Genomic DNA, 24,253 nt, shown 5'->3' on the forward strand with positions numbered 1-24,253 from the left:
TTTTAATGACTGCTAATAGAATGAAAAATTAATAGGCCTTGTTTTCGCTACGCAGCACTTCAACCAGATTGGCAAAGTCTTCTGGCCATGACGCATTAAAGGTCATTTCTTCTTTGGTACGTGGATGTTTCAGGCCTAGAGTCGCTGCATGCAATGCCTGACGTTTAAAACCACGCAAGGTGTCATCTAGCAATTGCGAAGCACCGGCTGGCATACGCACACGTGGCATATAGACCTGATCACCCACCAGACCATAGCCCAGGTAACTAAAATGCACACGAATCTGGTGCGTACGGCCGGTTTCCAGACGTGCCTGAATACGGGTGAAATGCTGGAAGCGCTCTTTCACATTGTAATGCGTCACCGCTTCCTTACCGCCTGGCAGGACTGCCATTTTCACACGATCAACCGGATGGCGTTTAATCGGTTCATCAATGGTACCGCCGGCAATGATGTTGCCATACACAATCAGGTCATACACACGGTAGACGGTCTTTTTCTCAAGCTGCTTGCTAAGCGCAAACTGTGCTTCCAGATTTTTAGCAACAACCAATAGACCACTGGTGTCTTTATCAATCCGGTGTACTAAACCTGCACGCGCCAGTTCAGAAGATTTCGGATAGTGATGCAGCAAAGCATTGACCAGTGTACCAGTCATATTGCCTGCACCCGGATGCACCACCATGCCCACTGGTTTGTTAATGACAATGATGTCATCATCTTCATAGACGATATCCAGTGGAATATCTTCAGGCAGACTACGGGTTTGTGCCTCCAGTTCAACGTTTAAAGTCAGGGTTTCAAAACCGTCACTTTTAAATTTTGGCTTAACTGGTTGACCATTCACTAATAAATTGCCGTCTTTGATCCATTGTTTGAGCTTTTCTCGAGAAAAATCGCTCCAGACCATGGCCGCAATCTGGTCGATACGTTGCCCGATATAACTTTCATCCAATTGAAATTGCAACGATAAACGTGTTGCAGTTGCGTCTGAAGTATGGTTATCTGCATCCTCAGAATCTTCAAGTAAATTGAAATCAGTATCAGGGATATTAGAATTGGAAGATTGTGCTTGACTCATTTGCTCATTCAGACAAAAGTGGTTTAATAGTGCAATTGTAGCTCATTGCCCGTATTAACAGAGGAATTTTTATGTCGCTACCACATTATAAAATGACAATGCTTGCTGTGACGTTAGGCATTGCATCGGCAATGGTAGGCTGTAGCAGTAATCCAAAAAAAGAAGTCGTGGACAAAGGTCCAGAATCTAGCGAACAGGTTTATATCCAAAAAGCACAGAACGCGCTAGATCGCAAACAATATACTGATGCAGCAAAACAGCTCGAAGCACTGGAAACCTATTATCCAACCAGCCAGTATGCACCGCAGGCGCAACTGGAACTGCTATATGTCAAATTCCAGCAAAAAGATTATGAAGGTGCAGTTGCACTGGCAGAACGCTTTATCCGTCTGAATCCGCAACATCCAAATGTCGACTATGCTTACTATGTCCGTGGCGTAGCGAATATGGAGCAGAACTATAATGGCCTGCTACGTTATACCTCACTAAAACAGTCACACCGTGATGTAAGCTACCTGAAAGTCGCTTACCAGAATTTTGTTGATTTCATTCGTCGCTATCCATCAAGTACCTATGCGGTTGATGCTGCACAGCGTATGAAGTTTATCGGTCAGGAACTGGCAGAAAGCGAAATGAATGCGGCCCGTTTCAATATCAAGCGTAAAGCATATCTGGCTGCTGTTGAACGTGGCTTATGGGTAATTGAACACTATCCACAAACGCCACAGATTCCAGAAGCGCTGGCAACCGTTGCTTACGGCTATGACAAGCTGGGCGACAAAGCGACAGCACAGCAATATATCGAAGTGCTGAAACTGAACTACCCAGGTCTGGTAAATGCCGACGGTACCGTGAACCTGCGTGCAGCACGTAGTGAAGGCAGTTTCTTCAATCGTGCGACTTTGGGTATTTTCGGTAAAGAAGCCAAAACCGTGACCGATACGTCTAGCCAGTCGGCTGAACCACAGGCAGAAAAACGCAGTCTAACCAATCGCATGACGTTTGGTTTACTCGATCGTCCAAAAACCTCTGAAACTGAGCTACCTGAACCGACTGCTGAATAAGCCAACTGTTACAGGTGCATTTTTGCAAAGGGCAAGTTATCATACTTGCCCTTTTGCATTTTCTGAGCAATGCTTGAACAAATTGTGCAAACAGGTTATACCAATTAATTCATTTATAGCGTTGGATAAATCATCCTGCTCTTAATTTTCAATGATTTAACACCTAAATAACGCAGCACGAGAAGCTTAGCAAACCATGGCCATTCCTCAGCATACGATTGATCAGATTCTCGATCGCACCGATATTGTCGATGTGATTGGTCAATACGTGAAACTAAAAAAAACTGGCCGTACCTATTCGGGTTGTTGCCCTTTCCATCAGGAAAAATCTCCTTCTTTTCACGTCTATCGTGACAAGCAGTATTTCCACTGCTTTGGCTGTCAGGCCAACGGCAATGCCATCCGCTTTTTAATGGATATTGGCAGCCGCAATTTCATTGAAGTGATGAAAGACCTGTCTAGCCAGACCGGAATTGAACTGCCTAAAGACAATAAAGATTCCAACCGCTTAAAATACAAACGCGAAGCCAAACCAAAACCGGTTGCTACGCCACCAGTAAAAACTGCGGATACATCTACAAATCCAGTATCAGAACAACCTGCTTATTTTGATCCATTTGCTGAAATTCAGGTACCTGAAGCCGAATTTTATACGGATGATCCTTTTGCCGCTTTTGAGCAAATGCCTGCAGCAGAAGCACAAGCGGATGGCAACTTATACGACCTGCTGGAAAATATCGCGCAGTTTTATGAGCGCCAATTACCCAACAGTCCAAGTGCCCAGCAATATTTTAAACAGCGTGGTCTGACCTCAGAAACGATTACCTACTGGCGACTCGGTTATGCACCGGAAGACTGGCAACATCTGGAAAAAGCCTTCCCGCAGGATATTGAAGGTCTCAAACTTTTAGGTCTGATTCGTACTAGCGATAGTGGTCGGGATTTTGACCTGCTCCGTGACCGTGTCATTTTCCCGATTCGTGATAGTAAAGGCCGTGTGGTCGGTTTTGGTGGTCGTGCACTGAATGACGAGATCAAACCGAAATACATCAACTCACCCGATTCAGAAGTTTTCCATAAAAACCAGTTATTGTATGGTCTGTATGAAGGTCGCAAGCAGAAAGCTCAAGACTGGCTGATGGTGGAAGGCTATATGGATGTCATTGCCTTGCAGCAATATGGCATTCATGGTGCAGTAGCTACTTTGGGAACAGCAAGTAATACTGATCACCTAAATATTCTGTTCAAGCAGAATAACCGAATCACCATTGCCTTTGATGGTGATGCTGCCGGACAAAAGGCTGCACGCCGTACTCTGGAAATTGCTCTACCCTTACTGAACGATGGGCGTGAGTTAAAATTCTTTGTCCTACCGAATGATCATGACCCAGACTCCCTGATCCGTCGTGAAGGCATTGAAAATTTCCGCCGTCTGCTGGATCAGGCACCGCTACTCTCTGACTTTGTCTTTGCTCATCTTACCCAGAATCACGACATTGCAACGCCTGAAGGTAAAAGTCAGGTCATGGGTGAGCTGCGTCAATTAACCGAATTGTTGCCCAAAGCTGGCTCATTCCGTTATCTGCTACAGCAGTTCTTTCGGGAAAAACTCGGTTTTAGCCGCAAATGGCAACCCAAAGTCAATAACGATGCATCTTTAAGCTTTAGTACCAAAATTGATGCCGAAGAGTATGTCATTGCGATTCTGTTGAATCACCCTTACCTGTATATTCATTTTGAACCATTACGTGCATTGGTCAGTGAAGATCAATTGCTGTTCAAGATCCTGAATATATTTAATGTGATTTTCGATGAATTGCCGGATGATCCGGAACTATCGACCTATTACGTGCTTGGTGCCTGTGCTGCACATCATCATGAGTTACAGCATATCCTGCAACATGCCAATGTCAGCGATTACACCTCTTCTCCTGAGCAGGCAGATAAACTGGCGGCAGACTTCTCAATCAAGCTGCAATATCAATGCTTACAACACAAATTAAAATCGAAAAAGTTTAGTAGCATCGCGGAGATGAAAAACCTCAAGATGCGAATTTATGAAATTGATAAAAAACGTTCCATGACCTTACTCGAAGATTAAAAACCAAGAAATAAAAAAGGCGTTTATTTTAAACGCCTTTTAAATATCGGGAAATTAACTCAAGATCATCTTAATGTTTAACCTTACGGCGATGCTGTACCACGTCCTGTAAACTGTTCTGTAGCATTTCAAAATAGCTTGGATCTTCAGCTTTGGCAGCTTCACGCAGCATGATTGAGGTCGGATGCAGAAGTTTTTGAGTCAAACGATGCGAAAATTCGGCTAATACTGTTTCAGCACTTTCACCTTTAGCGATACGTTGCATAGCGGTCGCCAGTTCTTCCTGACGCAAGCTTTCCCCATAATCCCGGTAAGCATGAATCGTACTACCCGCTTCGCTCACCTTCTGCTGGGTGATCAACTCGGTTGCCAGTTGATTGACCATTACTTCCGCTTCGACCGCTGCCTGACGACGCTGTGCCAGGTTTTCATCGATCACGCTTTGCAAATCGTCCACGCCGTATAGATAAACTCCATCCAGCTTTTCAACTTTTGGATCAATATCACGGGGTACGGCCAGATCGACCAACAGCATTTGCTGGTAACGGCGCTTCTTTAAGGCAGCTTTGACATCCGGATAGTGAATGACTTGATGCAAACTACCGGTACAACTGGAAATCACATCTGCACGATGCAGGTTTGCTGCCAGTTGATCAAAATCAATAATTTCTACATCTGCACGATGCGCGATTTCCTGCGCGAGATTCTCTGCACGAGCACGAGTCCGGTTACAGATAATGATTTTTCCGACGCCCATTTCTGCCAGATGTTTGGCCACCAGACTATTCATTTCCCCGGCGGCTACCATCATCACAGTCAACTGCTCTGGTCGGCTAAACACTTGCAATGCTAATTGTGCGACTGCATAACCCATTGAGACTGCATGACTGCCGACTGCTGTTTCCGAGCGCACACGCTTGGCCGCATAAAAGGCATATTCAAAGATACGATTCAGGTTTTGTGAAACGGTTTTAGATTCTTTAGCAAGAGAGAGTGCAGTTTTGACCTGTCCCAGAATCTGCGGTTCACCGAGCATTAGGGAGTCGAGACCACTGGCTACACGCATCAGATGAGTAACGGCTTGCGCATTCTCATAGCGATAAACATGATTCTGCAATTGCTTGGGATCAATACCATTGGTCTGGGCGAGCCAGTTCAGCACCATGTCGACATTGTCCGACATCGCGTAAACTTCGGTCCGGTTACATGTAGACACCACCACCATATCATTCAGTACAGGGTGCTGGCTTTGCTCGGCAAGTAAAATGCTTAACTTTTCAGGGTTAAAAGCAATCTTTTCGCGCAGCTCTACAGAGGCAGTTTGATGGTTGACACCCAATGCAAAGAAAGACATATCAGGTCATCATTTCACTAAATTTATGCTATTGTGCAACATCGGTGTCATAAAAAGCATTACTTGGATAAAGAAAAATTGCGTCTAACAACTAGCCGTATAAACGGCCCTACCATTAAGCAATATTCTACCACATTCTTGCTGGTGGTTAGCATGGCTTCAACTGCTCATCTTTATGCAGCAGAAGCAGTTTACCATGCAAATCAAAATTATGATGCGATAAAACAAAGTATGATAGCCGAGTTTGCACTCGCCTATCGCGATATTCCAAATGCTTTACACAACTATACTGTGCTGGCCATTAAAAGCAATTCCACTGCGGTTAAACAGCGCGCACTCAATATCGCCCTCGAACATGAAGACCTGAATGCAGCGCTGGATATTTCTACCCATTGGGTCGTCCAAGAACCGCAAGATGTTCCGGCATTATTCTATCTGGCACATATTGCCTTAAAAGCCCATGAGTACGAACTGGCGGCAGAAACGCTGGAAAAGATCCTGAAAATTGATGATAACGCCGATCTGGAAGAAATTCTGGCCGGGATTGCCCCAGATGAGCCGGATGACCGTGAATATTTAATTCAGGCTCTAAGTACTAGCAAAGCCAAAGACAATCCTTCGATTCTGGTGCTGGTCGCCGGTCTGGAAGCACAAAAAGGTCAGCTAGAACAGGCTCTCAATACCATCAACCGCGCCTTAAAAAAACGTCCAAAGTCGACTGGCTATATCTTGATGAAAGCCAATCTGTTGGCGGCATTGGGTGATGATGCGGAAACTTTAAAATGGTACGAGAAAGCCAGTCGTAAATATCGTAACAACATGGATATACGTCTGGCTGAGGTTAAATACCTGATCAAGCTAAATGAAGCTGAAAAGGCCTTACAGAAACTAGAAGCGATCCTGAAAAAATCACCACAACACGAAGAAGCGTTGTTTATTGCCGGCTTAACCAGTATTGACCTGCAGCAATATGAACGGGCCGAAAAATATCTGGTTGAGCTCCGTTATTCAGCTCAGTACCAGAATGAAGCCTATTACTATCTGGCAGTCAATGCAGAACGCAAACAGCATTATGAAACCGCCAAGGCGTATTACCGCCTGGTGGATGGCAGCCTGTATACGGTCTCACGACGCAATATCATTGCCATCTTTGCCGAGCAGGATAAACTGCATGATGCGCTGCGCTTTCTGACTCAGGAACGGGTCAATTATCCGCAACATGCCAGTTTCCTGTATCTGGCTCAGGCGGATATTCTGAAACGCATGAATAATAAGAACGCAGCGATCCGAATTCTGGAAGAAGCCAGCATAAACCTGCCGGATGATCCGGAGTTAGTCTATGCTCAAGTTTTATTGCTAGATCCACATGAAGATCGTGATCAACTGGATCAGCTGTTAAAAACCCTGCTTAAAATCGAGCCGAATAGTCCAACCTATCTGAATGCTTATGCCTATACGCTGGCCCGTCAAAATCGCCGTCTGGATGAAGCAAGGCGCTATGCTGAACAGGCACTGGAATACGCACCAGAACAGGCTTCTATTCTGGATACTTATGGCTACATCTGTTACCTGCAGAATGATTTTACTACGGCTGCCCAGGTGCTGCTTAAAGCCTATGAACTGAATCCAAGTGCGAAAATAGGCGTCCGTTATGCACGTTCACTTTATATGAAAGGCGATCTACAACAATTCCATCAAGTGTTACAACAATTACAACAAAACCATCCAAATGACCCAGAATTAAACCAACTTAATTCGCTATTGTTAGCACCACAATCCTGAACGAGTCCATTCTTTTATGCGCAACATAAGTACTTTAGGCTGCTGTTTCCTTGCTTCTACTGCCCTACTCATGAGTGGCTGTCAGCAGATGGTTCAGCAAAAAGCGCCTGTCACGCCATCGGTACAGGCTGAAAACCAGTTCCAGCTGCAAGGTAAAATCGGGGTACGAACACCTCAGCAAAGCGGCAGTGCCTTTTTTACCTGGGTTCAGCAGCAGGAAGAGTTTGATATTGAACTGACTGGTATCTTAGGTGCTGGAAAAACCCAGATTTCAGGTACTCCTGGCCAGGTAACTTTGAATAGTGCCAAAACCGGTCTGATCAAGGCAGCAACGGCAGAAGAACTATTGCAACGTGCTACTGGCTGGCAAGCCCCGATTAGTCATTTAGTCGATTGGGTACAGGCACGTCCTGCGACACAGTCTGCCCAGATCCAGAAAGACAGCTCACAGCGTATCAGCCAGATTATTGAACAAGGCTGGACGGTAGACCTCAGTTATAACCAGCAGGCAACTGTTCCAAACCGCTTGATTTTAAAGCAGTCGCTTGAGAATGGTGGTGAAAACCGTATTACAATGGTGATTCAAAACCGTTAACTGGTCTGATGCAAGCCTATGATGATTCGTGTTCCCTCACCTGCAAAACTGAATTTGTTTCTTCATATCACCGGTCGCCGTCCGGATGGTTATCACGAGCTGCAAAGTATTTTTCAGTTGATAGATTTGTGTGACTGGCTAGAGTTTGAACAAACAGATGATCAGCAAATCCAGATTGAAGGTTTGTCCTCAGTCGATCTGGAACAGAATCTCATCTATCGTGCAGCGCAGATTTTGCAGCCTTATGCCAAAACGCCTTCTGGCCTGATCATTCGACTAGAGAAAAATATTCCTATGGGTGCAGGTCTTGGCGGCGGCTCATCCAATGCAGCAACGACGCTGATTGTGCTGAACCAGTTATGGCATTGTGGCTTAAATTCTGAGCAACTGGCAGAGCTCGGTGTCAAGCTGGGCGCGGATGTGCCCATTTTTGTTCATGGTCGCAATGCCTGGGCTGAAGGCATTGGTGAACACTTAACATTCATAGACTTAGATCAAAAACAGTTCATTGTGTTAAAACCTGACTGTTTTATCAGCACTCAACAGCTTTTTTCACAAAAAACGTTGACAAGAGACACGAAGAGCTCTAAATTTTGCGCCTATCAGATAAAGCCATCTGATTTCGGAAATAACTTTGAGCCAGTGGCAAGAAGCCTATATCCAGAAGTCGATGAGGCAATGCAATATCTCGACCAGTTCGGTGTTGCAAAGCTTACAGGTACAGGTGCTTGTGTTTTTATCGAGGTAACTGATGATATGAATGTGACCGACATTCTTGAGAATGCACCATGTAAAGCTTACCTGGTGAACAGTCTGCAAGAATCGCCATTACGTCATTTCAAGGTTCAATAGGGGTATCGCCAAGTGGTAAGGCACCGGGTTTTGATCTCGGCATCCGTTGGTTCGAATCCAGCTACCCCTGCCATTATTCACCTGTAGATGTACTGTATTAGGGGTATCGCCAAGTGGTAAGGCACCGGGTTTTGATCTCGGCATCCGTTGGTTCGAATCCAGCTACCCCTGCCATCTTACAGTTCATCAAATCTAGGGGCGTCGCCAAGTGGTAAGGCACCGGGTTTTGATCTCGGCATCCGTTGGTTCGAATCCAGCCGCCCCTGCCATTTTCTCGAAAAAAGACAGAACATCATTTGCTGTAAGACTGTTAATTTACCTTGACACAATACCGCAAAAATATTAAAGTTCTGCCGCATTAGGGGTATCGCCAAGTGGTAAGGCACCGGGTTTTGATCTCGGCATCCGTTGGTTCGAATCCAGCTACCCCTGCCATCTACTTCCATACATACCAACCGCCAAGGGTGCTTCATGCCCAATCTTGTCGTTTTTAGTGGAACCGCGCATCCACAATTCGCTCAAAAAGTCGTAAGTCACTTACATATTCCTCTAGGCGCCGCCTCTGTAGGCCAGTTCTCTGATGGCGAAATCGCTGTTGAGATCACTGAAAATGTTCGTGGTAAAGACGTATTCATCGTACAACCTACTTGTGCACCGACCAACGATAACCTAATGGAAATCCTGGTCATGGCTGACGCGTTACGCCGTGCAAGTGCTGGTCGTATTACTGCCGTGATTCCTTACTTCGGTTATGCCCGTCAAGACCGTCGTCCCCGTTCAAGCCGTGTGCCGATTACTGCAAAAGTTGTTGCAGATATGCTGACCACTGTAGGTATTGACCGTGTGGTGATGATTGACCTTCACGCTGACCAGATCCAAGGTTTCTTCGATATTCCTGTAGACAACATCTACGGTACGCCAGCCCTGCTTGCTGACTTACGCCAACAACAGCATCATAACCTGATGGTTGTTTCTCCTGACGTAGGTGGTGTAGTTCGTGCTCGTGCTGTTGCGAAACAGATGGGTGATATCGACCTGGCGATCATCGATAAACGTCGTCAAAAAGCGAATGAATCACAAGTGATGCATTTGATTGGTGATGTGAAAGATCGTGACTGTGTGATCGTTGATGACATGGTGGATACTGCTGGTACGCTTTGTAAAGCTGCTGATGCGTTGAAAACTTTCGGTGCCCGCAAAGTTGTTGCTTATGCAACTCACCCAGTATTGTCTGGTAAAGCACTCGAAAATCTTAAAAATTCTGTAATTGACGAATTGGTTGTCACTGACACGATTCCTCTTTCAGAAGAAGCTTTAGCACTTGGTAAGATTCGCCAAGTTTCAGTAGCAAGTATGGTTGCTGAAACAATTCGTCGTATTAACAACGAAGAATCTATTAGCGCAATGTTCGATTCTTATCTATAATAGTGCGCTGAATTTCCAAAGCCCTGCCATTTGGCGGGGCTTTTACTCACTAGACTGGTCGCAAGTCTAGTTACTTAAACTTAAAATAGGATGTCTATCATGGCAAACTTCGTATTAAATGCAGTAGCACGTGATGAAGCAGTTCAAGGGAAAGGTGCGAGCCGCCGCCTTCGTCTTCAAAACAAAGTACCTGCTATCATTTATGGTGGTGAAGCTGCTCCTGTAGCTGTATCTCTTGAGCTTCGTCAACTTGTTAAATTCCTAGAAAGCAACGCTTTCTTCGAAGAAGTAATCGAAATCGATGTTGATGGTAAAGTTGAAAGCGTTAAAATCCAAGCGTTACAACGTCACCCAGCTAAAAACACTCCAATGCACGCTGACTTCAAACGCGCATAAGTGTTAATGGTGTAGATTAGTGTCAAATATTTCACTGATTGTAGGTTTGGGCAACCCAGGTTCTGAGTATGCTCAAACCCGCCATAATGCAGGCTTCTGGTTTGTAGAGCGCCTTGCAGATCAATATGGCATTAGCCTTAAAAAAGACCCTAAATTCAATGGATTCAGCGGTCGTGGCAATATCGAAGGTCAAGACGTCCGTCTCCTTCTACCTACAACATTCATGAATCTTTCCGGTAAAAGTGTTGTTCCTTTCGCCAAATTCTACAATATCGCACCCGAATCAATCCTGATTGCCCATGATGAACTGGATATGAATCCAGGCATTATTCGCCTGAAAACTGGCGGTGGTCATGGTGGACATAACGGTTTACGCGATATCGTGCCGCATATCGGTCCGAACTTTCATCGTCTACGCATTGGTATTGGTCACCCAGGTTCTAAAGACCGTGTTTCTGGTCATGTCCTGAGTAAAGCACCAAGCAGTGAACAAGAGTTAATGGACGATGCAATTGCCCATGCACTTGCTCGCGCCAAAATGCTGGTGAACGGTGAAGTACAACAGGCAATGAATCAAATCAATGCTTATAAACCGAACTAAACATTCATAAATTGCTGGACAATTCCGCTTGCCTTGCTGGCCATTTAGGCGCAAAATGCGCAAGCCTACCCACTTATCCAGTGTCGTAGAAATTGATTCAACCATAAGATCAAAGTCTTAGGTCAACTAAGAGGACGCTAGCCATGCTATCTCGTTTATTAAAATGCAAAATTCATCGCGCTTTTGTTACACATGCAGAATTACACTATGAAGGTTCATGTGCAATTGATGGCGTTTTGATGGATCTAGCTGGCATTCGTGAATACGAAGAAATTCATGTTTGGAACGTGACCAATGGTAAGCGTTTTACTACTTATGCCATTCGTGGTGAAGATAATTCAGGGATTATTTCTGTGAATGGTGGTGCTGCGCACCAAGCTGATGTTGGTGATATCGTGATTATCGCAACATTTGGTGATTTCACTGAAGCGGAAGCCAATGCTCATAAACCACGTCTGGTTTATGCAAATCCGGATAACACTGTGAATCACACTGCAAACTGTATTCCGGTACAAGTTGCCTAAGCTGGTTCGACAAGATTCTAAAAAGCTCGCTTCTCGCGGGCTTTTTTATGGGCTGATTAAAATAAAACTAACTCCCCTGCCACCAGCTTTTTCGGTTCTCACAGTTTAAGGACTTAAGATTTTGATCTACCAGGTCGGCCAACAAAGTTTCTCCATTTTCTTTTAGCTTTAATTCGGCGAATTTAGCATTACGATAACAAGGCTCAAGTCCCTCAGCGAACATAAAACTGTTGGCAGCCGGATATAAGCCTTCAAAGGTATTCCGTGGATTTTTCAGGATTAGTTGCGCTGAGCGTGGCTGATCCAGCGCACTTCGATTAAAACTGGTTTTGACAACTCTTCTTTGCTCATCAAGCTGTACATAGCTTAGTACACGGGACTGGTTTTCAAAATCTTGAATACTGATTTTAGGTTCTGATTGTTCTGATCTATTCTGCGCTGCTAGTGCACTAAAATGCAGATCATAATTCAGCGCCATATAATCGCCTTGCAGAATTGATCGCGGATCTACTGGTGCCAGCTCCACATAAATACTTTGGCTATCTCGAAGATGCCATTCATGTTGCGCGATCAATCCACAAAATAAGGCAATACTGAAAATAGCCAGATGCGAAGGAAGAAACTTTTTCATCTTGCTTCTCCTTGCTCATGTTGTAGTTTTGACCCCTTTAAAATATAGGCCAGCAACAAGACCAGTATCCCTGAAGCAAAGATACTGATGCTTTTTAATAGGAAGCTTAAGCCCAGATTGTAATACAGCATCCATAGCCAGAAGATCAGCAATAAAATGGTAAGTGCCTGTATAAGTCGTTGCTGATAGACCACTGCCCACGCCATAAGCAGCATAATAATAAAAATCTCAAAATAGCCCAACAGAATGAGTAAGATGCCAAATACAGAAATCAGCCAGAGCAATTTTTCAGAAAATTGCTGCCAGTTTTGCCAGATAAAACCAAGCAACAATAAGCTCGGAAGAACATAAAACAGCAGAACGTGGTCAAGGCTGATCTGCCCGATGCCCTGCCAGTGCTCTAATCCAGTCACAGATTGAACCACGGCTGAACCTGTCAGCATAGCAATGATCCAGAGCAGAATACTTTTCTGATAAATTGAGGACTGCCAATATCTAGCGGTTAGAATTAGCCCGATAAAAATGACATAGTTCAAGCTTAGGGCAAGCGTGATTACAATATCATCATGCTTAAAGCAATTCTCTAATGCCAAAACGATAATTGCTAAAGCATGAGCTATCAAGAGCTGTAAGGTCAGAATGAACCAGTGCATCCGTTTGATCACAGTCAGAGCCAGCATCATTAATTGCAACAGCCACACTATAAACAGACTATCGGTGAGCAGTTCTGTATGAATCAATACCGCAGCTTGCCCGCAAACCCAAAGACAATAGGCAAACTGACGTAGAAATATGGAATTCTTTTGACTTAATAATTTCCAAGCGATACCAATAAAAATGAGACCTAAAACAATTGAAACCGCTTTCCAATAGGTCAGCAATAAGACTGCCAGAATAATTCCCGCAATCCATGCACCAAGTGCCAAAGGAATGACGGAGAATTTGGTTTGTGGAAAAATTTTCTTTAGGGCAAAACTGGTCAGCGCAAACCAACCGAAGACCAGCATTGCCAAGATAAATAAGCCCGCTGCTGAATTGGTAAGCTGATCGTCCACCAGTTCAAACAGCCATAGGCTCAAACTGGCAGCCAAGCCTGCAATCAGTAAAATGGTTTCTAGTGCCTGATGCTTACGATAAAAATAAAATGCAGCTCCTGCTGGTAGAACAACTGAAGAAGCCAGATAGATCAGCTGAAAATGATGGGTAAACTGCATCATGCTGCTGATTGAAATCATGATAATGAATGCAATAAACAGATATCGCAGCAACGGGTAATAACGTATGGCAAAGGCAAAACTGATGGCTGTCAGTAGATTCAAAGTCAGTAGATACAATCCCTCTGCCCGTATCATCCAGAAACTTTGTTTAAAGTAAAAATACAATGCCAGCTGAGTGACCACACAAAGCATGGCAAAAACCCCGATATTGGGTCGATATAGCCACGGCAACAGCAATACTGCCCAGAGCAGAAATAACTGATAACTATCCGCGCTGGTCTGATAGATCTGCCCAATTACAGCCAGACTTAAACCCAGCATCAGGCCAGATACAGTATCCAGACTCTGTCTGGTCCACTCCTGCTGATTAAAGTAGATACTTGCTATTGCACTACAGAGTAAAACCAGCATTGGAATTGCTAGCTGTACCTGATTCGGTAGCATCCACCAGTTCGCAGCAACTAAATACAGCAAACTGACTGCAATCAGCGCAACTCCCAAAATATTGAGATAACGCAAAACCTTTGCATCACAAAACAGCAAGGGAGAAAATGGATTATTGTGGATGAGCTCGGTTTTCTTCATTGTCAGAATGATTGATTAATTTCTATTCTTAATAGCAACATAACATGTTTCCAGTTTTTTGCTAAAAGGCTGTGGTAATTCAGATAATCTGTTTTGCTTATCTGAAATTCTGCAAATTCGTGACTGGTCAAACTATCCCATCTTTTAAAAATCAGGACTATAATGGCCTTACATCGCTTCAGGGCGGGGTGAGATTCCCCACCGGTGGTAATTTCAGAGTAGTAAATCTCTATTCCTGAATTAGCCCACGAGCGGTCAATTTCGATTGATCTGCAGATCTGGTGCAAATCCAGAGCCGACGGTATAGTCCGGATGAAAGAAGACGAAAGCAGTACACCCTGTTTTATGCCTGGCATAAAACTGTTTTGCTATAAGCCTATTTTCACTATGTCCTGAAATGTTCAATCGTACTTTTACTTTACGTGAGCGTTTCAATGTCAAGTTTGATTCAACCCGAAATTTTCTTTTCCGCTTTAGCTCCCGCTGAACAGCGCATCCAACAAGCACTTGAAGACATCCGCCAAGGCAGACCTGTTCTGGTGATGGATGACTTTGACCGTGAAAATGAAGCCGACCTCATCGTTGCTGCAGAGACTTTAACTGTAGAAACCATGGCACGCATGATTCGTGATGGTTCTGGCATTGTCTGCCTGTGCCTGACTGATGAACTGGCCAATCATCTAGAACTGCCGCCTATGGTGCAGGATAACTCTAGCCAGTTTAAAACTGCCTTTACTGTAACGATTGAAGCTGCGGAAGGTGTGACGACTGGTGTATCTGCCAAAGACCGTACCACTACGATTAAAGCAGCCATTAAAGATGACGCTGTCGCCAGTGATCTGAATCGTCCAGGTCATGTCTTTCCTTTACGTGCCCGTGAAGGCGGTGTGCTGACCCGTCGTGGCCATACTGAAGGTACCATTGACCTTGCTCGTCTGGCGGGTTTAAAACCTGCCGGTGTTCTGTGTGAACTAACCAACCCAGATGGCACGATGGCTTCTGGCATTCAGGTATTGTCTTATGCACAGACTCATCAGCTGACCGTAATTACCATTGATGAACTAGCGCATTACCGCCAGCAGCACAATGTATAAGTACAAGATTTAAAGATAAAAAATCCCGGCTTAAGACCGGGATTTTTTATGTTCAGTATTTTGATTTAAATAAGAACAGAATAAATTCCATATAGTGCGACCAGCAGCAAGATCAAACCGCACAAACCAAGCAAATAAGGATACAGCCTAGATTTAGCAAAGCGCTGAAAGCCTAAATAAACTAATGACAGGGTCAAAAAATCTAGCACAATCCAGCTGATCGTCAGAATCACCAAACTTAAATCCAGATTTGGCGTGATGCCAATAAACTGCGGGAAAAATGCAGCAAAGAAAATAATATCCTTAGGATTGGAGATCCCCACCAGAAAACCGGTTCGAAAGCCCCCTTGTACCGGTTGCAAGCGTTGTGGATTAATCGAGCCCTGCCCTTGCCAGACTTCCCGGAAAATCTGGATTCCCAGCCAGGCAATATATAAACAGCCAAGCAGCTTGATGCCATTCAGCCAGTTTTCATTGATAACCAATAAACCTTTTAAGCTGAGAATGGATAAGGTGATCAATACCAGAGAAGCAAAATTTGTCCCGAAAATGGTCTGCAAAGCATGCTTATAGCCACCTTTCAGTCCAGCACTAGCGACCAGCAACATCACAGGCCCAGGTGTGGCAATCATGATGACGACGGCCAGACAATAGAGAGCATATTCACTGATATTCACGCCATGTCCTCAGCTATCATGATTTTTTAATAAAAAAGAGGACTTAGTCCTCTTCCTGCATATGAATCAGGTGCTGGCTGATCCCATCTGCCCGTAAAAAAGCCAGGTCATAACTGGCTTTGGCGAGTGCCAGTACCCGACGCTCGAATTCATCCCAAAGCGGACGCACCTGTTTGTAATGAATACCTAAACCGCTTTCATCAGTAAAATGACGGTTCTTTTCACAGAGTTTTAAGGCATGGTAAAGCTTACGACCTTTAGTCGCATCTTCACGCAGACGCACCCGTTTAGACAGGACAAATGTTTCCACTTTGGCCAGATTTGCCATCGGCAGCATCGGGACTAAAATCTGATCTAGCTGTGCATCCAGCCGCTGCCAGACTGCAGTATGTTGATCTGCGTTATAACTATTCCAGTGAATCACTTCATGATTAAAACGGCGGCAACCACGACAGACCGCATCACCAAATACGGTTGAGCAACGCCCTGCGCAAGGGGTCAAAGATGCAATACGACGATCCGAACTCAAAACTTACTCCAACTGTGCTGCAACTTCCAGCATCTGCATCATTGCATCAAAATCCTGGGTCGGCATGACTATACACGCTCTCCCTATCGATTTGAAGTCCGTTAAAACCCGGCCTTTTACTCGCTTATTCATTCAAATCACGTTAAAATATGCGCCTTTCAAATTATCATGCTACGTTGGAGTATTCCATGAACGCTACTGTAGAACAGCTTGCACCTGTAGAACAGCAAGCGACGACTGGTTGGGTTGTTGCCGCACTTTATCAATTCAAAGAAGTTCAAGATCCTGAGGGTCTGCAACAACGTCTTTTAGACTTGGTAAAAACCATCAACCTTTGCGGTACTCTAATTGTGGCAGGTGAAGGCATTAACGGTACCGTTGCGGGTAACCGTGAAGCCATCGACAAAGTACATCAGTTCCTGCTGGATGAAGGCTTCAACGAAATGGAATACAAAGAGTCTCATAGCTCTGACAAGCCATTCCGTAAAATGAAGATCAAACTGAAAAAAGAAATCGTGACTTTAGGTGTGCCGGTTAAGCCTCGTGATCTGGTTGGCCATTATCTTGATCCTAAAGAATGGAATGAGCTGATTGCACGTGATGACGTGATTCTGGTTGATACCCGTAATGATTACGAGTACAAAGCCGGTACCTTCAAAGGCGCAATCGATCCAAAAACTGAAACTTTCCGTGAATTCCCTGAATATGTGAAAAAGAATCTGGAACAGCACAAGGACAAGAAAATTGCCATGTTCTGTACCGGTGGTATTCGCTGTGAAAAATCAACTTCTTTATTGCTTCAGGAAGGCTTTAAAGAGGTGTATCACCTGAAAGGCGGTATTCTGAAATACTTGGAAGAGACCCCAGCTGAAGAAAGCCTGTGGGAAGGTGAATGTTTCGTATTTGATGGCCGTACTGCGGTTACACATGGTGTGGAAGAAGGTCAAAATACCAAATGTCATGCGTGTGGCTGGCCATTAACTCCTGAAGAGGCAGCGCTGCCAAGTTATGAACACGGCGTATCTTGTATGTACTGTATCGATAAAACCACCGAGAAACAAAAAGAAGGTTTCCGTATGCGTCAATCGCAAATTCTAGCTGCAAAACGTAAACGTCTCTAATTCCAGTTTTGTAACCAAAAATATCTAAGCCCTCTTTGGAGGGCTTTTTGTTTACATAAGCATTACATCTGCAATAAAAAACTTACCAATCCCTTACCAAGAACAGCATATTTTTACAGCCAAGCTTGATAGTCTTTATATCACATTACTTTGTTACCATAAGTCTTTCATTATTAATTAATTTTTTAAATGAAAAGGAAAACAAAATGGCCAATTCACTTGCTCGGGACCCCGATAATATTGTTAGATTCCAACCTAAAGAAAATACAAAACTGGAACGTATTACCCAACTGACAGATGAGCTAGAAGCAGAATCACATCTGTTTATTGTGATCTTGGGAACTATCATTGGTGCCATTCTTGCCCTGTTTATTGGCTACCATATTGAGGCTACAGCAGCACACTATTTACTGCTCAGTGCTCTGCCAGTTTGCCTGGCTTACAGCTTACGTAAAGTTTACATTTATACCTTAACCCATAGTTAATCCGCACTTGGCCATTTATATAACTTAACTTTACCCTCTTAAAAATACTGCTTAGGATACAAGCAGTATTTTTTATTTTGCCAATTTTATGAATCTGACTGAATGGATTATTTCTGTCATGGAACAGCTGGGCTACTGGGGCATTGCCTTGCTCATGTTTCTTGACAATGTCTTTCCCCCGATCCCCTCTGAAATTATTATGCCTTCTGCCGGCTATTCCGCATCTCAAGGAGAATTACTGCTGGTTGGAGTCATTATTGCAGGCAGTATCGGTTCGTTATTGGCAGCGGCATTGCTCTATTGGATTGGCTATAAATTTAACCACGACAGTATTTTCAGATTCATAGACCGATATGGAAAATTCTTGTTTATCAAATCTGAAGATGTCAAAAAATCTCTGGAATGGTTCGAGCAGTATGGACACCGGATTGTATTCTTTGGCCGGATGGTTCCGGCAGTACGTTCCCTCATCAGTATCCCGGCTGGCATGAGCCATATGCCTTTCTGGAAATTCATGTTCTATAGTGGACTAGGTACTGTTATCTGGACCACGTTCCTGGCCTGTGTCGGTTTTTATTTTGGTGAAAATCAGGAATTGATGCACAAAATCTTCAGTCAGGTCAGTTATGTGATTATTGCGATTGTCGTGATCATCTTGGGCTGGGTTTTATATCGTAGACATCAACGTAAAAATCGTCCATCCTGAAGAGACCTCAGCATAAGGAGGCTAAAACGATGTCGCATTATCTTAAATATTTTGCCACCGTTTATCTGACTCTGGTCTTAATAGTGGGCATACTCATCTACGTGTTCAATCTGGGCGCTATTCTGCTAATTCCTGCCCTGATTGCCTCCGCCTTTCTCAGCGCCCGATACTTTGTGAAAAAAGAACTCCGACTACCCACCCAGGAAGAGAAAAGCAGACTGGTCTGGGGTTCCACGATTATTGCCATGACCTTCGGATTTATCTTTTTGTTTATAGTCATCTGGCTGCATCCGCAGACGGAGGAAATCTATAGAAGGATGGCCTATACAGGACGCGGGCCAAATTCGTTTCTGGTAGCTGCAAGTATTGCTTTACATGCCTTGCTGTTCCATATCGCCTACAATGGCTATGCGCGTTACAGCTTGAGCAAGCGTACCGGTGCTGATCATAAACCTTAGATTAAATCATCCACTAGTCCAAACGTTGTACAAAACACCTGAGCTAAAAAAAGCACCTGACGGTGCTTTTTCATGGTGGGGCATGACTTATTCTGGTGTGTGGTACATCAGATATAATTCATTCAAGTTTTCTGGAATCTCTTCTGCAAGCTCATCCATTAACTGGCCATTGCGACGGAAAGATTCCATTTGCGGATCTTCTTCATCGATGCCACTGAATACCATAATTGGCAGCGTTAAATCGACCAACTGTTCTTCAAATTCTTCTGTAAACCAGGCTTCTTCGTTCAGGAACATGGCATCTACAAAGCCCACGCTCCAGTCACCTAGACTTGATTCGGTATCTGCTTCTTCAATTTCAAATGGGAAAGTGATCCCTTCTTCATTGGCCAAGCTTTGACGGATTGACTCTAACCATGCTTTAACCTGATTGATGATTTCTGCAGGCACTTTTTTCTGGTTGCCTTCAAAAAGTTCATCCATCCATTTGTCAAATTGCGGGCCTACTGCGATAGCACATAAGAAACCATGAGTTGCCGCAAAATCCAGACCATACTCATTTTGGTCGCCATCCAGATATTCACTCAACAGGTCTAAATCTAAAGCACTCATTTAACATCCAAACTTAGAAAACCGAAAGGATTAGCATAGCATTTATTCAGGCTATGCTAAATCTGAATTCGTTAATCTTCGTCGTCAAAGTCGTCATCATCGTCGAAGTCATAATCAAAATCTTTGAGTTCGCGTTCCAGGCGGCGTTGCGAGAGCAGATCATCAATCAGACGACGTTTTTCCAACGACTCTTTCGCACTTAGCTTACTCGATGCCTCATCGAAATTAACATCATCATCACCGTAGCTATCATCTAGTTCAAAATCTGTCGAAGACACTAAAACTACCTCGTAGTGAAAAATGTAAATGGGTCTAGGCGCTATTTATCTTGCCTTTAAAAACTTGTCAAGTTTTATTTATATATTTTGTATGTTTATACTAATTAGCTCTTGTTTTTCTACAGCATAATTGTGTATTTATTAGCTGGTTAGATAGTGAGCGCTTTTTATCCCATGGATGAAGGACGTTTCTAAAATTAGATTGGGAAATACACTTGAAAAGATAAACTTAGACCCAATATCGATATTCAATTGTTATTCAAACATATTTATAAAATCATGCTTGACTGATCAATTCCAAAACTATTTCAGGTGAATTGTGCTATCATGCACGGTTTTTCACTGCCACAGATTCAACGAAGAGTAAGCAAAGATGAGCGATATGACTTCCCCTACTTCTCAAGTAGCGGCTCTGATTAGCCGAGGCAAAGAACAAGGTTACTTAACCTTCGCTGAGGTTAACGATCATCTCCCGGACTCCATCACAGAAAGCGAACAGATTGAAGACATCATTCAAATGCTGAATGATGTGGGTATTCCTGTCCATGATCGTGCGCCTGAATCTGATGATGCAATGTTCGAGGATACTGCAGAAGCTGCTGATGAAGTTGCAGAAGAAGAAGCTGCGGCTGTACTTGCATCTGTAGAAAACGAACCAGGTCGTACGACTGACCCTGTACGTATGTACATGCGTGAAATGGGTACCGTTGAACTTTTAACGCGTGAAGGCGAAATTAGCATTGCAAAACGCATTGAAGAAGGTATCCGAGACGTTCTTCACTCTATTGCTTACTGGCCGAATGCTGTAGAAGTTGTACTACAAGAATACAAAGATTATGAAGCTGGCGAACGCCGCCTTGCTGACATTCTGTCAGGTTATTTAGACCCTGAATCAGATGAAGAAATTCCAGAAGTCCAGGAAGAAGTCGCTGAAATCGAAGAAGACGAAGAAGCAACGACCAAGTCAACCAAAGATGTAAAACTGGATGATGACGAGGAAGATGAAGAGTCTGATAGCGATGACGATTCTGAAGGTGACTCAGGCCCAGATCCAGAAATTGCCAAAGTTCGTTTTGCCGAACTTTCAGATGCTTGGAAAAATACCAAAGCGGTATTGGAAAAACACGGCCGTAACAGCAAAGAAGCAGAAGAAGCACTTCAAGCGCTTGCAACTGTGTTCATGATGTTCAAGTTCACGCCGCGTCTGTTCGATATCATTTCTGAAATGATTCGTGGTACACATGACCAGATCCGTGGTGCAGAACGTGAAGTGATGCGTTATGCAGTCCGTCGTGGCCGTATGGACCGTACCCAGTTCCGTACTACTTTCCCGGGCCAGGAATCGAATCCAGCCTGGTTAGATGAGCAGATTGCGAAAGCACCTGCCGATCAGAAAGCTTATCTGGAAAAAGTACGTCCTGACGTATTGGCCTTCCAGCAAAAAATTGCAGATATCGAAAAAGATCTTGATCTTAAAGTTCGTGACATCAAAGACATTGCCAAACGTATGGCAGTCGGTGAAGCGAAAGCACGTCGTGCCAAGAAAGAGATGGTTGAAGCAAACTTACGTCTGGTGATTTCGATTGCGAAAAAATACACCAACCGTGGTCTGCAGTTCCTGGATCTGATTCAGGAAGGTAACATCGGTCTGATGAAAGCCGTAGACAAGTTTGAATACCGTCGTGGTTACAAGTTCTCGACTTATGCAACCTGGTGGATTCGTCAGGCAATTACCCGTTCAATCGCGGATCAGGCACGTACCATTCGTATTCCAGTACACATGATTGAAACGATTAACAAGATCAACCGTGTATCTCGTCAATTGCTTCAGGAAATGGGCCGTGAACCGACTCCGGAAGAACTGGGCGAACGTCTGGAAATGGACGAAGTGAAGGTTCGTAAAGTACTGAAAATCGCCAAAGAACCGATTTCGATGGAAACACCAATCGGTGATGATGAAGATTCGCATTTGGGTGACTTCATTGAAGACAGCAACATCACCTCTCCTGTTGATGCTGCAACTTCAGAAGGCCTGAAAGAAGCGACTCGCGAAGTACTGGAAAACCTGACTGAGCGTGAAGCGAAAGTCCTGAAAATGCGTTTCGGTATCGACATGCCAACGGATCATACTTTGGAAGAAGTCGGTAAACAGTTCGATGTAACCCGCGAACGTATCCGTCAGATTGAAGCGAAAGCACTGCGTAAGTTACGTCACCCTTCCCGTTCTGAGCACCTGCGTTCATTCCTGGAAAATGACTAAGATTTGATACAATTTTGGAGACTTGAAATTTCATCTCTCGTCTCCATTTTGTATTGCAATACACCCAAACGCCTGCGCTATGCAGGCGTTTCGAATAGGGGGACTACATGTTAGACCGTACACCATCTCGTGAACTTCGCGAAGATCTTTGGGTTTTTCCAATGGATTACCCAATCAAACTCATTGGCCTTGCAGGTGAAGAACTGCTGAATGCAGTCGTTGAGATTTTTACCAAACATTTCCCTGACTTTGATGGTGATAGCGTAAGTGTCACTCCATCTCGTACTGGTAAATATCATTCGATCACTGCTCAGCTACGTTTCCTTGAACTGGAACAGGTTCATGCCGTATATGCTGATCTTGCAGCTTGCCCACTGATCAAGACTGCACTTTAAGTTATTCTGCTCCAACCTTGGCAAATTAAAAGACACGCTTTCGGGCGTGTTTTTTTATATGTGTGACTAGCTCACCAACAATTACTACGAATCCATCCCCTATCACTGCTGAAATCATTATAATTATTTGCAGTATGATTTAATTTTCTAAGGACACACACTGTGACAGCTGCGGTTCAAAAACCCTCCCTAATTATCCGTCAATATAATGACCTGACTCCTTACGAAGAGCGTTTTCTGGAAATGAAAAGCTTCACAGAAAACCGTGATGAAAATACGCCTGATGAGTTATGGATTTTGCAGCACCATGATGTACTGACCCAAGGTCAGGCAGGCAAACCGGAACATATCCTGATTCCAACCGATATTCCTGTCATTCAAACCGACCGTGGTGGTCAGGTGACCTGGCATGGTCCTGGTCAGCTCGTCGCATACTTTATGTTTGACCTGAATCGTCTGGGCTGGAATGTCCGTACACTGGTATCTTATGCTGAAAACCTGATGATTGAATTACTTAAAAAGCATGAGATTGAAGCTTATGCTAAACCCGATGCTCCGGGCGTCTATGTGAATGAGCGTAAAATTGGTTCTCTCGGCTTCAAAATCCGTAAAGGCCGTAGCTATCATGGCCTGTCTTTAAATATTGATTGCGACCTGACTGGTTTCCATACCATTAACCCATGCGGCTATGCAGGCCTGGAAATGGTGCGAATTAATGACCTCGTCAGCAACCCGCCAAAGTTTAATGACTTGTGTGTTGAAATTATTGAAACTTTAAGCCGCAGCGGTTACTTTAATCAGGTGAACGTCGAGCAAAGATAAAGCCTTTGCATTTTAATAATAAATAAATTAGAGTAATTACTCTAAACCAATAATATCAAGATAGGGATCATCACGTGATTGCGACAAAATCCGTAAAACCCGCTTTGCAGCTTGCCTATGTCAAACTGATGATGGATATCATTGGCCGTGGCTTGGTCATGGCAAGTCAGGTAGACCCAGAAATCAAACAGGAAGTTGCCCAGTTTCCCGCCAATTTTAGGCTTTCAATGAATGTTTTTCCGCATGGCCCGGCCTTCGTTGCCCGGGTCACGGAACAACATCAGCTGGAACTGGTCAAAGACAGCAGCATCAAGCCAGACCTGACCATTACTTTTAAGCATCTGCATCATGCTTTTCTGGTGTTTTCCTTTCAGGAAAGCACGTCTCAAGCCTTTGCCAATGACCGCATGGTTGCCGATGGTGATATTTCCTATGCGATCCGTCTGGTACGTTGCCTGAACAAAATGGAAGCGCTGATCTTGCCGAAAATGGTGGCGCAATTGGCAGTAAAAGAATACCCGAATAATCTGGGACTCAAAGATAAAATCATGGAAGCGAGCAGCATCTACTTAAAAGTCGCTCAATCTTATTTGAAACGGAGTGTATAA

The 24,253-nt window shown here is 44.1% G+C and carries 27 protein-coding genes, 4 tRNA genes and 1 riboswitch; of the genes, 22 read left to right on the forward strand and 9 right to left on the reverse strand.

Translation table 11 applies throughout. The features are described from left to right. Positions 1-28: 28 nt before the first annotated feature. Positions 29-1,081 carry a 23S rRNA pseudouridine(1911/1915/1917) synthase RluD gene (gene rluD, locus AC4MBN_RS10465; protein WP_419374775.1) on the reverse strand — a complete coding sequence of 351 codons (1,053 nt, stop codon included), beginning with the start codon at positions 1,079-1,081 and terminating at the stop codon, positions 29-31. 71 nt (positions 1,082-1,152) lie between these two features. On the opposite strand from rluD, the gene AC4MBN_RS10470 reads away from it, so the two are divergent. Both AC4MBN_RS10470 and AC4MBN_RS10475 read left to right on the forward strand, forming a co-directional pair. Continuing rightward, positions 1,153-2,145 (forward strand): outer membrane protein assembly factor BamD, encoded by a 993-nt coding sequence (locus AC4MBN_RS10470; RefSeq protein WP_419365768.1) that lies wholly within the window; start codon positions 1,153-1,155, stop codon positions 2,143-2,145. A gap of 196 nt (positions 2,146-2,341) precedes the next feature. After that, entirely contained in the window at positions 2,342-4,246 is a 1,905-nt protein-coding gene (locus AC4MBN_RS10475; RefSeq protein WP_419374774.1) for a DNA primase, read from the forward strand. A 70-nt stretch (positions 4,247-4,316) separates the two neighbouring features. On the opposite strand, the gene hemA is transcribed toward AC4MBN_RS10475, so the two are convergent. Continuing rightward, complete coding sequence (hemA, locus tag AC4MBN_RS10480) at positions 4,317-5,600, reverse strand: glutamyl-tRNA reductase (protein ID WP_419374773.1); 1,284 nt, start codon at positions 5,598-5,600, stop codon at positions 4,317-4,319. Between the two features lie 78 nt (positions 5,601-5,678). Between hemA and AC4MBN_RS10485 the strand changes: the two genes are divergently transcribed. From AC4MBN_RS10485 to panD, 11 genes are all read left to right on the forward strand, one after another. Then, a complete protein-coding gene (locus AC4MBN_RS10485) occupies positions 5,679-7,382 on the forward strand; it encodes a tetratricopeptide repeat protein (protein WP_419365771.1) in 1,704 nt (567 codons plus the stop codon). A 16-nt stretch (positions 7,383-7,398) separates the two neighbouring features. Then, the gene (gene lolB / locus AC4MBN_RS10490) at positions 7,399-7,977 is read left to right on the forward strand and encodes a lipoprotein insertase outer membrane protein LolB (protein ID WP_312331460.1); all 579 of its coding nucleotides are present in this window, start codon (positions 7,399-7,401) and stop codon (positions 7,975-7,977) included. Between the two features lie 21 nt (positions 7,978-7,998). After that, entirely contained in the window at positions 7,999-8,829 is an 831-nt protein-coding gene (gene ispE, locus AC4MBN_RS10495) for a 4-(cytidine 5'-diphospho)-2-C-methyl-D-erythritol kinase (protein ID WP_419365772.1), read from the forward strand. Further along, a tRNA-Gln gene (locus AC4MBN_RS10500) sits at positions 8,828-8,902 on the forward strand. Before ispE ends, AC4MBN_RS10500 begins: the two co-directional genes overlap by 2 nt. 26 nt (positions 8,903-8,928) lie before the next feature. Beyond that, positions 8,929-9,003 (forward strand) — tRNA-Gln (locus AC4MBN_RS10505). A gap of 20 nt (positions 9,004-9,023) precedes the next feature. Then, a tRNA-Gln gene (locus AC4MBN_RS10510) sits at positions 9,024-9,098 on the forward strand. A gap of 91 nt (positions 9,099-9,189) precedes the next feature. After that, positions 9,190-9,264, forward strand: a tRNA-Gln gene (locus tag AC4MBN_RS10515). Positions 9,265-9,300: 36 nt separating this feature from the next. After that, positions 9,301-10,254: a ribose-phosphate pyrophosphokinase gene (locus AC4MBN_RS10520; protein ID WP_004784839.1), complete on the forward strand. Its 954-nt coding sequence runs from the start codon at positions 9,301-9,303 to the stop codon at positions 10,252-10,254. Positions 10,255-10,353: 99 nt separating this feature from the next. Then, positions 10,354-10,650, forward strand: a complete 297-nt coding sequence (rplY, locus tag AC4MBN_RS10525) for a 50S ribosomal protein L25 (protein ID WP_067730790.1) — start codon at positions 10,354-10,356, stop codon at positions 10,648-10,650. A 19-nt stretch (positions 10,651-10,669) separates the two neighbouring features. After that, on the forward strand, positions 10,670-11,251 hold the full coding sequence (gene pth, locus AC4MBN_RS10530; RefSeq protein WP_005236857.1) for an aminoacyl-tRNA hydrolase: 582 nt from the start codon (positions 10,670-10,672) through the stop codon (positions 11,249-11,251). A gap of 143 nt (positions 11,252-11,394) precedes the next feature. Beyond that, on the forward strand, positions 11,395-11,775 hold the full coding sequence (gene panD, locus AC4MBN_RS10535) for an aspartate 1-decarboxylase (RefSeq protein ID WP_004784844.1): 381 nt from the start codon (positions 11,395-11,397) through the stop codon (positions 11,773-11,775). 67 nt (positions 11,776-11,842) lie between these two features. On the opposite strand, the gene AC4MBN_RS10540 is transcribed toward panD, so the two are convergent. Both AC4MBN_RS10540 and AC4MBN_RS10545 read right to left on the reverse strand, forming a co-directional pair. Then, positions 11,843-12,406 carry a GDYXXLXY domain-containing protein gene (locus tag AC4MBN_RS10540; protein ID WP_419374772.1) on the reverse strand — a complete coding sequence of 188 codons (564 nt, stop codon included), beginning with the start codon at positions 12,404-12,406 and terminating at the stop codon, positions 11,843-11,845. Then, the gene (locus AC4MBN_RS10545; RefSeq protein ID WP_419374771.1) at positions 12,403-14,208 is read right to left on the reverse strand and encodes a DUF2157 domain-containing protein; all 1,806 of its coding nucleotides are present in this window, start codon (positions 14,206-14,208) and stop codon (positions 12,403-12,405) included. The genes AC4MBN_RS10540 and AC4MBN_RS10545 overlap by 4 nt, the downstream gene beginning before the upstream one ends. 171 nt (positions 14,209-14,379) lie before the next feature. Continuing rightward, a riboswitch (FMN riboswitch) is annotated at positions 14,380-14,536 on the forward strand. 106 nt (positions 14,537-14,642) lie between these two features. Here AC4MBN_RS10545 and ribB point away from each other — a divergent pair. Then, on the forward strand, positions 14,643-15,302 hold the full coding sequence (gene ribB, locus AC4MBN_RS10550; RefSeq protein ID WP_419374770.1) for a 3,4-dihydroxy-2-butanone-4-phosphate synthase: 660 nt from the start codon (positions 14,643-14,645) through the stop codon (positions 15,300-15,302). A 65-nt stretch (positions 15,303-15,367) separates the two neighbouring features. Here the strand turns inward: ribB and AC4MBN_RS10555 are convergent, their stop codons facing one another. Genes AC4MBN_RS10555 through AC4MBN_RS10565 form a run of 3 tightly spaced genes read right to left on the reverse strand, consistent with a single transcriptional unit; the run spans position 15,368 to position 16,640 of the window. Continuing rightward, on the reverse strand, positions 15,368-15,979 hold the full coding sequence (locus AC4MBN_RS10555) for a LysE family translocator (protein WP_419374769.1): 612 nt from the start codon (positions 15,977-15,979) through the stop codon (positions 15,368-15,370). A 43-nt stretch (positions 15,980-16,022) separates the two neighbouring features. Further along, positions 16,023-16,508 (reverse strand): DUF1289 domain-containing protein, encoded by a 486-nt coding sequence (locus tag AC4MBN_RS10560; RefSeq protein WP_179992824.1) that lies wholly within the window; start codon positions 16,506-16,508, stop codon positions 16,023-16,025. Between the two features lie 3 nt (positions 16,509-16,511). Then, the gene (locus AC4MBN_RS10565) at positions 16,512-16,640 is read right to left on the reverse strand and encodes a hypothetical protein (protein ID WP_257218376.1); all 129 of its coding nucleotides are present in this window, start codon (positions 16,638-16,640) and stop codon (positions 16,512-16,514) included. Positions 16,641-16,696: 56 nt separating this feature from the next. On the opposite strand from AC4MBN_RS10565, the gene trhO reads away from it, so the two are divergent. The 4 genes from trhO to AC4MBN_RS10585 all read left to right on the forward strand — a co-directional run bounded on the left by trhO (position 16,697) and on the right by AC4MBN_RS10585 (position 19,278). Beyond that, on the forward strand, positions 16,697-17,629 hold the full coding sequence (gene trhO / locus AC4MBN_RS10570; RefSeq protein ID WP_419365778.1) for an oxygen-dependent tRNA uridine(34) hydroxylase TrhO: 933 nt from the start codon (positions 16,697-16,699) through the stop codon (positions 17,627-17,629). A gap of 206 nt (positions 17,630-17,835) precedes the next feature. Continuing rightward, positions 17,836-18,114, forward strand: coding sequence for an FUSC family protein (locus AC4MBN_RS10575; RefSeq protein WP_159123452.1), 279 nt, complete (start codon positions 17,836-17,838; stop codon positions 18,112-18,114). 88 nt (positions 18,115-18,202) lie between these two features. Further along, positions 18,203-18,820: a DedA family protein gene (locus AC4MBN_RS10580; protein WP_419374767.1), complete on the forward strand. Its 618-nt coding sequence runs from the start codon at positions 18,203-18,205 to the stop codon at positions 18,818-18,820. A 29-nt stretch (positions 18,821-18,849) separates the two neighbouring features. After that, positions 18,850-19,278 carry an ABZJ_00895 family protein gene (locus AC4MBN_RS10585; RefSeq protein WP_159123450.1) on the forward strand — a complete coding sequence of 143 codons (429 nt, stop codon included), beginning with the start codon at positions 18,850-18,852 and terminating at the stop codon, positions 19,276-19,278. An 87-nt stretch (positions 19,279-19,365) separates the two neighbouring features. Here AC4MBN_RS10585 and AC4MBN_RS10590 read toward each other — a convergent pair whose 3' ends face one another. Together AC4MBN_RS10590 and AC4MBN_RS10595 are read right to left on the reverse strand one after the other, a co-directional pair. Next, positions 19,366-19,890: a YecA/YgfB family protein gene (locus tag AC4MBN_RS10590; RefSeq protein WP_004784868.1), complete on the reverse strand. Its 525-nt coding sequence runs from the start codon at positions 19,888-19,890 to the stop codon at positions 19,366-19,368. Between the two features lie 71 nt (positions 19,891-19,961). Next, the gene (locus tag AC4MBN_RS10595) at positions 19,962-20,168 is read right to left on the reverse strand and encodes a PA3496 family putative envelope integrity protein (protein ID WP_004784869.1); all 207 of its coding nucleotides are present in this window, start codon (positions 20,166-20,168) and stop codon (positions 19,962-19,964) included. A 373-nt stretch (positions 20,169-20,541) separates the two neighbouring features. Between AC4MBN_RS10595 and rpoD the strand changes: the two genes are divergently transcribed. The 4 genes from rpoD (at position 20,542) to AC4MBN_RS10615 (ending at position 24,253) form a co-directional block, all read left to right on the forward strand. Then, positions 20,542-22,428: an RNA polymerase sigma factor RpoD gene (gene rpoD, locus AC4MBN_RS10600; protein ID WP_419365781.1), complete on the forward strand. Its 1,887-nt coding sequence runs from the start codon at positions 20,542-20,544 to the stop codon at positions 22,426-22,428. A gap of 107 nt (positions 22,429-22,535) precedes the next feature. Beyond that, complete coding sequence (locus AC4MBN_RS10605) at positions 22,536-22,823, forward strand: YbeD family protein (RefSeq protein ID WP_075167539.1); 288 nt, start codon at positions 22,536-22,538, stop codon at positions 22,821-22,823. A 162-nt stretch (positions 22,824-22,985) separates the two neighbouring features. Further along, entirely contained in the window at positions 22,986-23,645 is a 660-nt protein-coding gene (lipB, locus tag AC4MBN_RS10610) for a lipoyl(octanoyl) transferase LipB (protein WP_419365782.1), read from the forward strand. A 74-nt stretch (positions 23,646-23,719) separates the two neighbouring features. Further along, positions 23,720-24,253, forward strand: coding sequence for a hypothetical protein (locus AC4MBN_RS10615; RefSeq protein WP_180012725.1), 534 nt, complete (start codon positions 23,720-23,722; stop codon positions 24,251-24,253).

The organism is Acinetobacter sp. CAU_H_60, from assembly GCF_058599385.1.